The organism is Pseudomonas sp., from assembly GCF_049301935.1.
Taxonomy (GTDB): Bacteria; Pseudomonadota; Gammaproteobacteria; order Pseudomonadales; family Pseudomonadaceae; genus Aquipseudomonas.
This window is the reverse complement of record NZ_JBAQLP010000053.1, coordinates 109,275-118,016: the sequence shown is the minus strand read 5'-3', so window position 1 is coordinate 118,016 and position 8,742 is coordinate 109,275. Positions and strand designations below refer to the sequence as shown.

General features: G+C 63.3%; 9 protein-coding genes. 1 reads left to right on the top strand and 8 read right to left on the bottom strand.

The genetic code is table 11. The features are described 5' to 3' along the window. The first annotated feature begins 23 nt into the window (after window positions 1-23). Window positions 24-560, top strand: a complete 537-nt coding sequence (locus WA145_RS07440; protein ID WP_422580962.1) for a DUF3087 domain-containing protein — start codon at window positions 24-26, stop codon at window positions 558-560. A 70-nt stretch (window positions 561-630) separates the two neighbouring features. On the opposite strand, the gene WA145_RS07435 is transcribed toward WA145_RS07440, so the two are convergent. The 8 genes from WA145_RS07435 to WA145_RS07400 form a co-directional block, all read right to left on the bottom strand. Beyond that, on the bottom strand, window positions 631-1,428 hold the full coding sequence (locus WA145_RS07435) for a transglutaminase family protein (protein ID WP_422580956.1): 798 nt from the start codon (window positions 1,426-1,428) through the stop codon (window positions 631-633). Continuing rightward, entirely contained in the window at window positions 1,425-2,375 is a 951-nt protein-coding gene (locus WA145_RS07430; RefSeq protein WP_422580955.1) for an alpha-E domain-containing protein, read from the bottom strand. The genes WA145_RS07435 and WA145_RS07430 overlap by 4 nt, the downstream gene beginning before the upstream one ends. Before the next feature lie 2 nt (window positions 2,376-2,377). After that, on the bottom strand, window positions 2,378-3,787 hold the full coding sequence (locus WA145_RS07425; RefSeq protein ID WP_422580954.1) for a circularly permuted type 2 ATP-grasp protein: 1,410 nt from the start codon (window positions 3,785-3,787) through the stop codon (window positions 2,378-2,380). A 248-nt stretch (window positions 3,788-4,035) separates the two neighbouring features. After that, on the bottom strand, window positions 4,036-4,743 hold the full coding sequence (locus WA145_RS07420) for a type 1 glutamine amidotransferase (RefSeq protein ID WP_422580953.1): 708 nt from the start codon (window positions 4,741-4,743) through the stop codon (window positions 4,036-4,038). A gap of 112 nt (window positions 4,744-4,855) precedes the next feature. Beyond that, window positions 4,856-5,191 (bottom strand): ribonuclease E inhibitor RraB, encoded by a 336-nt coding sequence (locus WA145_RS07415; RefSeq protein ID WP_422580952.1) that lies wholly within the window; start codon window positions 5,189-5,191, stop codon window positions 4,856-4,858. Between the two features lie 301 nt (window positions 5,192-5,492). Continuing rightward, on the bottom strand, window positions 5,493-6,254 hold the full coding sequence (locus WA145_RS07410) for an SDR family oxidoreductase (protein ID WP_422580951.1): 762 nt from the start codon (window positions 6,252-6,254) through the stop codon (window positions 5,493-5,495). Next, window positions 6,255-7,184 carry an alpha/beta hydrolase gene (locus WA145_RS07405; protein ID WP_422580950.1) on the bottom strand — a complete coding sequence of 310 codons (930 nt, stop codon included), beginning with the start codon at window positions 7,182-7,184 and terminating at the stop codon, window positions 6,255-6,257. After that, window positions 7,168-8,643, bottom strand: coding sequence for a flavin-containing monooxygenase (locus tag WA145_RS07400; RefSeq protein ID WP_422580949.1), 1,476 nt, complete (start codon window positions 8,641-8,643; stop codon window positions 7,168-7,170). Before WA145_RS07400 ends, WA145_RS07405 begins: the two co-directional genes overlap by 17 nt. Window positions 8,644-8,742: the final 99 nt, after the last annotated feature.

Sequence of the window (8,742 nt, the reverse complement as noted above, 5' to 3'; positions counted from 1 at the left end):
CTGTGAGACATTCCGTGACCCCGATATTTGAAATCCAGCAGCTGAACCCCGAAACCTACCGCCAACAAACCCGCCGCAGCAGCCTGACCATCGCAGCAATTTTCGTCGCCCTGGCCATGCTGCTGTCGAGCAGCGCCGTGCTGCTGTTCGGCACCCCAGGCGGCGACAACTTTCGCTGGAACCTCGGCGGGGTTATCACCGCTTTAGCGCTAACCGTAACCCTGGTGCGCCTGCTGCTGTGGCCACAGCCCTTTATGGCCGCCGCCGTGTACGGCTGGCGCCTGAAACGCAGCCTGATGCGCGTGACCAACCTGATGCACCACGTCAAAGCCGGTGTTGCCGCCCGCGACCCGGTCGCCATGCAAGTGCTGCGCTTCTACCACCTGGGCCTGAGCCAGATGCACCAGCTTGATGGCAACTCCAGCGCCCTTAGTGAAGCGCTAGCGGAGATCAATCAGCACAAGGAACGCATGGCAGCACTGGGCATGGACACCGAGCAGCCACGGCTCTACCCGGACTGGCTGCACGCGGTGAAAAACATCAGCGTGCTAGCGCAGTAGCGTCTGCACGCAACGGCCGCTGCCACCTGTAAACGCCCACTGCACGCTCACCCCAGGTCGACTGTGCGGGCTACTGTTGCTGCACCTGCAGCAAGGGCACTACATCCACCTGCGCATGCATCTGCTCGCTGCCGCCACCGCGGCGCATGCCGCGCACCGGGCAGGCGTCCAGATAGTCCAGGCCCACGGCCAGCTTCAAGTGCCGCTCCGGCTTGGCCAGGCAATTGGTCACATCGAAGCTGTACCAGGCGTCATCCAGCCAGGCTTCGGCCCAGGCGTGACTGGCTAGGTGATCCTCGCTGTCGGTAAACAGATAGCCCGACACATAACGCGCCGGTACGCCCAGGCTGCGTGCGCAGGCGAGAAAGGCGTGGGCGTGGTCCTGGCACACGCCCTTGCCGCCGGCGAAGGCTTGCGCGGCACTGGTTTCCACCACCGTGCTACCCGGCTGGTAGCTGATATGGGCGTTGAGGGCGTGCATCAGGTCGATCAGGCCGCTGCGATCCTGGCGATTGTGGCTTTGCAGCCTGGCGAACTCGCGCAGGGCCTCGTCGGCCTCGGTCAGGCGGGTAAAGCGCAGGAACGGCAGCGCCGACTGGCTTTCATGCTCGGCCTCGCGGGATTCGTCGATTTCCACCTGGCCACGGGCACCAATCACGATGGATTCGTGCGGCTCATCCAGGGTCAGCACATGCAGGATATTGCCGTAGGGGTCGAGTTGCGCGCGCACCGGCCGCGGCAGGCTCAACTGCCAGCTGAGCACCTGCTGGCGTTCGCTGTCGTGCGGGGTCATGCGCAGGTACTGGATGCTATTGCGCACCTGATCTTCGTAGCGGTAGGTGGTGTCGTGGCTGATGGACAGTCTCATGCGACCTCCAGATAGGACGTGTGGATGGCTTGGCCCAGCTGGCGCACCAGCAGGATGAAATCGGTAAGCCAGGCGTGCAGGCCCGCGTCGAGCACTTCCTCGATGCGGGTGTAGCGCAGCCGCGCTTGCAGTTCGGCGGCCAGGCGCTGGGCCGGGCGGCCGTTGTCACCGGGCAGGCTGGCGAGCATCAGGCTCAGCTCGTCCATACAGGCGCGCAGCGAGCGCGGCACGTCGGCGCGTAGCAGCAGCAATTCGCTGACTTTGCGCGTACCGGGCGAGCCGCGGTAGATCTCGGCGAAGGCCTCGAACGAGGACAGTGCGCGCAGCAGCGCGGTCCACTGGTAGTAGCTGCGCGCCGGGCGGCCGTCGACTTCGTCGATGTCCTCGCCGAGCATCTCGTAGCGTGCATCGAGCAGGCGCAGGGTGTTGTCGGCGCGCTCGATAAAGGTGCCCAGGCGGATAAAGCGGTAGGGGTCGCCGCGCATGATGGTGCCGAAGGTGGCGCCGCGGAACAGGTGCGAACGCTCCTTGACCCATTCGCAGAAGCGGCTGATGCCGTAGCGGCTCAGGCCCTGCTCGGCGATGCCACGAATCTCCAGCCAGGTGGCGTTGATGTTTTCCCACATGTCCGCGGTGATCCGCCCGCGCACCGCGTGGGCATTGCTGCGCGCGGCCTGCAGGCAGCAGTAGATGCTCGCCGGGTTGCTCGCGTCGAGGGCGAAGAAATCCAACATGCGCTCGGCATGCAACGGGCCGTGGCGCTCCAGATAATCATCCAGGGTGCCGGTAATCAGCAGCGGCAGGGCCAGTTCTTCCAGGCCATCGCCGCGGCCGTCCTGCGGCATCAGCGACAGCGAGTAGCTGACTTCAAGCATGCGCGCGAGGTTCTCGGCGCGCTCCAGGTAGCGCGACATCCAGTACAGATCGGAAGCAGTACGACTGAGCATGATTAATCCTCCACCACCCAGGTGTCCTTGGTACCGCCGCCCTGGGACGAGTTGACCACCAGCGAGCCTTCGCGCAGCGCGACGCGGGTCAGGCCGCCGGGGACGATGCGGGTTTCCTTGCCGGACAGAACGAACGGCCGCAGGTCGATATGGCGTGGCGCGATGCCGCGCTCGACAAAGGTCGGGCAGGTCGACAGGCACAGGGTCGGTTGCGCGATATAGGCCTCGGGGCGGGCAATCAGACGGGCGCGGAAGTCTTCGATCTCGGCCTTGCTGGCTGCCGGGCCGACCAGCATGCCGTAGCCGCCAGAGCCCTGGGTTTCCTTGACCACCAGCTGTTCCAGGTTGGCCAGCACGTGGGACAGCTCGGCCGGCTTGCGGCACTGGTAGGTCGGCACGTTTTTCAGGATCGGCTCTTCGCTGAGGTAGAAGCGGATCATCTCGTCGACATAGGGGTAGATCGATTTGTCGTCCGCCACCCCGGTGCCGATGGCGTTGGCCAGCACCAGATTGCCGCTGCGGTAGCAGGCCAGCAGGCCGGGCACGCCGAGCATGGAGTCGGGGTTAAAGGCCAGCGGATCGAGGAAGGCATCGTCGAGGCGGCGGTAGACCACGTCCACCTGCTTGGCCCCGGCGGTGGTGCGCATAAACAGCTTGTCGTCGCGCACAAATAGATCCGCGCCTTCGACCAGCTCCACGCCCATTTCGCGGGAGAGGAAGGCGTGCTCGAAATAGGCACTATTAAAGCGCCCTGGCGTCAGCACCACGACGTTGGGGTTATCCAACGGGCTGGAAGACTTCAGTGTATCGAGCAGCAAATTGGGGTAGTGATCGATCGGTGCCACGCGCTGGGCGGCGAACAGCTCGGGGAACAGGCGCATCATCATCTTGCGGTCTTCGAGCATATAGCTGACGCCGCTGGGGGTGCGCAGGTTGTCTTCCAGCACGTAGTAGCTGCCGTCGCCATCGCGCACCAGGTCGACCCCGGCGATATGGGCGTAGAGGTCGCGGTGCAGGTTGAGGCCCTGCATGGCGATCTGGTAGCCCTCGTTGGCCAGCACCTGCTCGGCGGGGATGATGCCGGCCTTGATGATGCGCTGGTCGTGGTAGAGGTCGGCGAGGAACATGTTCAGCGCCTGCACGCGCTGGATGCAGCCGCGTTCGACCATGCGCCATTCGCTGGCGGGGATGCTGCGCGGGATGATATCGAACGGAATCAGCCGCTCGGTGCCCTGGTCATCGCCGTACAGGGTGAAGGTGATGCCGGCGCGGTGGAACAGCAGATCCGCCTCACGGCGACGCTGGGCCAGCAGCTCATCCGGGGTATCCGCCAGCCAGCGGGCAAAGGCTTGATAGTGCGGACGGACAGCGCCACTCGCGTCATACATCTCGTCATAAAAGGTGCGGGCCATGCCGTACTCCTTGTCACCCGGACATGGAGTCAGCTCTGCAAAGCCCGCGCCATAGAATAAAAATGTTTTAAATCAGCAACTTGAGCATCGCATAAGCAAGTAAAGCACCAAGCCGGGGCGCAATCGTGACCGCCAGGTCGCAAGACGCGCCATTTCAAAGCGCACACCCCATAGCCCGGGTGCAATGCGCGACTGGTCATGCAAACCGCAGCACTTCGCGAATTGCATCCGGGCTACAAAACTGGCGCTTACAAGCCTGCCAGGTGCAGCCAGTGCCGGTAGAAGCCTTCGGCCACGCGGTTCAACTCGGCGACCTTGGCTGGCAGCTGGTCGAGCATCTGCGCCCTGCTCTGCTGGCTGGGTTGGCTTTCATCGAGCAGGTGGTGCCAGTCGCCGAGCCACTGGCGCACCAGGGCTTGGTCCATTTCCGGGTGGCCTTGCAGCGCCAGCACTTTGTCGCCCCAGGCAAAGGCCTGGTTGCTGCACCAGGGGCTGCTAAGTAAAGGCTGCGCACCGAGCGGAATGGCAAAGCTGTCGCCGTGCCACTGAAACATCGGAAAGGTCGGTGGCAAATGAGCCAGCCAGGGGCTGGGGTTATCTTGGTCAATACGGCTCAGCGGCTGCCAGCCGCTTTCGGTATAGGGCATGCGGCTGATTTGCGCGCCCAGAGCCTTGGCCAGCAGCTGGCCGCCCAGGCAATGGCCGATCAACGGAATATCGCGGCGAATCAAATGCTGCAGCGCGGCCACTTCGGTCTGCAGCCAGGGCAGCGGGTCGTTGACGCTCATCGGCCCACCCATGATGGCCACGGCCTTGGGCCGGTCGAGGTCGATGCCGTCCAGCTCGCCGAGGTCGGCGCGCAGCACGCTAAAGGCATGGCCAGCCTGCTCCAGGACCTTGCCCAGGTGGGCCGGCGGGCAGTAATCGATATGGGTAAAAATCAGGATGTCGGTCATGCGCCAAGTCTGAAGCAAAGCGCAGACTGGGGTCGAGGGGTGATTGGGTGAGCAGAGAGTTGGCAAGGTAGAAATGACACTGGCCAGCTTATGGCTGGCCAGTGTGCAGACTTCAGGGCTGCCTTACCTCCTGGGTAACGCCCCACCCATCCAGCTTGCCGCCGAGCGGCGCCACGACCGACTCCAAGTCATGCTCGAAGTCGTCGATGCCGTGGTAGGTCGCGAACATTACTTTACTGACTTGCAGGTGCCAGACACCGTCATCACGCTCGGTCACCAGGGCGTGAAAAGACTCACCGCGAAATTTGCGGGTGGCCATGCGGGCCCGCTCCTCATCCGGGAATAGGGCGTAAAACTCGATGGGATGGAAGCTGGCAAAATCGAAGCCACCCTCCTTCATCCGCCGTAAAACCCCGTTACTGACATCATCGTGCAAGGCTGTGCTCATAAAGTGACCTCCTCAGGCGATGGACATATTTACAGGACGCTAAAGAACCAACTGTGAGTCGATACTGCAGTGCAACGACCTGGTAAACGCTTTCCCATTGCGACCGCCAGAGCATCAGCGGTGTTACGGCACCGATTGCAGTGCCGCCCGAGAATCAAGCGATGTGCTGCCTGATATGTCATAAGCCAGACCTGAAACCAGGGCTGGTCAACGCAGGCTTGTTCAGAGTGAACAAGTCAGAAGCGTTAGGTGCAGACTAGCCCCATCAACGCGCATTTGCCCAGCGAAACTTGTTTCAGGCCTATTCGCGACCCAGCCAGGCCATGATGCGCCGGGTCAGCCAGGCGGGTGTCAGTTGGCCAGACCAGTACAGCAGCTTGAACTGTAGGCTGATCGGCCGGTGTACCGCCCGGCTCTGCGTCTGCGCCCAAGCGGCTTGAGCCACGGCTTCAGCCTCAAGGTTAACCCCCAGACGGCGCAGCACCGGCGCCTGGAAACGCTGGTTATTGAGCATCGGCGTGCTGACAAAGGGCGGCATCAGGTCGCCGACGCGAATGCCGTGCTTGGCCCACTCCAGATCCAGCGCCTCGGTCAGCCCGCGCACGGCGAACTTGGAGGCCGAGTAGCTGGCCAGGTGCGGCACGCCATACAGCCCGGAAGCCGAGCCCATATTGATCACCTGGGCATCGGCCGTGGCTTGCAGGTAGGGAAAGGCCGCGTGAGTCATATTCAGCAGGCCCTGCACGTTGATCTGCAGGATGCGCGCATGCTCGCTCAGTTCGATGTCCTCGAAATGCCCGCACTGCAGAATCCCGGCGCTGTTGAACAGCAGGCGCAACTGGCCGCCATGCAGGGCGCAGAAGTCCGCCAGGGCGACCTTGACCGCCGCCGGGTCAGTCACATCCAGTGCGGCATGCCAGGCGTTACCCAGTTCGCCGGCCAGCTTAGCCAGCGCCTGGTGGTTGATATCCAGCAGGCCGACCTGCCAACCGTGCTGATGAAACAACCTGGCGGTGGCCGCGCCAATCCCCGAGGCGGCCCCAGTAATCAGAATATTGTTCACTCAGCAGCCTCGCTCACGCAGAAAGCTCACCACTTCGGCCAGGGCAAAATCGGCGGCCTTGAGCATCCCGGCATGGGCCTGGAATACGTGCCACAAATCCGGATAGCGCTGCAGGCGCACATCCACGCCCGCAGCCTTGGCCTTGTCAGCAAAGCGCAGGCTGTCGTTACGCAGGATTTCATCTTCGCCCACCTGAATCAGTAGCGGGGCCAGGCCGTGTAGATCGGCAAACTGCGGCGACATGCCGGGATCGTCAGGCGCCAGCCCGGCCGGGCAATACAGCGCCAACGCCTGCGCCGCCCATTTTGGATGAAGCAGTGGGTCGCCCGCCGGCGGCTCATGTATCTGCGTGAAGGAAAAATCGGTAACCGGGGAAAAACACACCAGCGCCGCCGGTTGCGGCAACCCCAGATCGCGCAAGCGCAGACTGGTGATCAGAGCCAAGTTGCCGCCGGCCGAATCGCCGCCAATCACGATCTGCTCGGCCGTATAACCCAGCGTGAGCAGTTCCTGAAACGCCGCCAGGGCATCCTCGCGGGCGGCCGGGTATTGGTGCTCGGGAGCCAGGCGGTAATCCAGGGCGCAGACCTCCATCTGTCCGCGCTTGGCCAGGTTGGAGCAGATCGCCCGGTGGGTATTCGCCCCGCCAATCAGGTAGGCGCCGCCATGCAGGTAGAGCAACACCGTACCGCGTGGACTCTGCGGGCGATGCCACTCGCACGGCCGCCCGCCCAAGGTGCCGGCGCTACGGCTGATGCCGCGCGGCGCCGGGCTGGCGGCAGTCAGCAGGCGCAGCACCGCACGCTGCCCGGCAATCGGCATCGGTGGGCGCACCAGGCCACGGAACAACAGGCGCAGGCCGGTACGCAGCACGCTGCGCAAAAATGCCTGATCGGCCGCTGGGGCGGTGAATTCAACGGCTGCATTCATAGTCATCAAGCTCCGGTGCGCGGGTCAGCTGGCGGTAGGTGAAGGTATAGCCCGGCCAGTTATTGGTGCTTTTGCCGGAGGCGGTTTTGTACCAGCTTGAGCAGCCCTGCTCCCATATCGTTCGATGTGAGCTGGCCTGCACCTGCTGGTTGTAGCGCTGCTGCACTGCGGCTTTTACGTCGACATAACGGGCGCCTTGCTGGCGCAGCAAAGCGATGCAGCCGAGCACATAGCGGAACTGGCTTTCGAGCATATAGATGATCGAGTTGTGCCCCAGGTTGGTATTGGGCCCGTAAAGGATAAACAGGTTGGGAAAACCGCTGACGCTGATGCCCTTGTACGCCTCGGCGCCGTCGCGCCAGGCCTGGTTCAGCTCCAGCCCACCGAGGCCGCGAATCTGCATCGGCGCGAGAAAATCCGTGGCGGCAAAGCCGGTGCCGTAGATCAGCACATCGCAGGGGTGCTCGCGACCATCGGCGGTGATGATCGCGCTTTCGGTAACGCCACTGATCGCCTCGCTGACCACCCTCACATTGGGCTGTGCCAGGGCCGGGAAGTAGTCATTGCTGATCAGGATGCGCTTGCAGCCCATGGGGTAATCCGGCTGCAGCTGGCTGCGCAGCTGCGGATCACTGATGTGCTGCTTGAGGTGACGCACGAAACTGAAACGGAACAGCTTCATCAGCCACGGCATGCTGATAAACGCCAGACCGCGCACCTCGTGTTGCAGGTACTTGAGGCCACGGTCGAGGCGCTGCAGCCAGGGCAGCCGGCGCATCACGGCCAGTTCCCAGGGCCGATAGGCGCGGTCCGGCTTGCCCAGCACATAGGCCGGCGAGCGCTGAAACAGCTGCAGCTGCGCCACCTTGGGCTGGATCTGCGGGACAAACTGAATCGCCGAGGCGCCGGTGCCGATCACCGCCACGCGCTTGCCGCTCAGGTCCAGGTCATGCCGCCAGCGCGCCGAATGAAAGGCCTCCCCGGCGAACTGCTCGATCCCCGGTAACGCCGGATAGGCTGGCTGGTTGAGCTGGCCGCAGGCGCTGATCAGCACTTCGGTGCAGAGTTCCTCGCCATTGCTCAGGGTTACCCGCCACAGCGCAGTCGCAGCATCGAAAGCGGCAGACGCCACCTCGGCATTGCAGCGAATGCGCGAGCGCAGCTGGTACTTGGCCACGCAATGCAGCATATAGCCGTGGATTTCCGCCTGGGGCGCGAACTTGCGGCTCCAGTCGCTTTTCGGCTCGAAGGAAAACGAATACAGGTGCGACGGCACATCGCAGGCCGCACCCGGGTAGCTGTTATCACGCCAGGTGCCGCCGATTTCTGCGGCTTTTTCCAGCAGCAGAAAATCCTCGATCCCGGCCTTCTGTAACTGAATGGCCATGCCCAGGCCGCCAAAGCCACTGCCGATAATCAGCACGCGCAAGGGAGCCTGGTTCTGGGAAGTGTTGTGCATTGTTATATCCCCAACCGCAATCAGTGCGGATGCCAGGATGCTACTTGCCTGCCGCGTGGCGGGTTATGGCATAGTCGGCCAACGGATTGTGACTTTCGG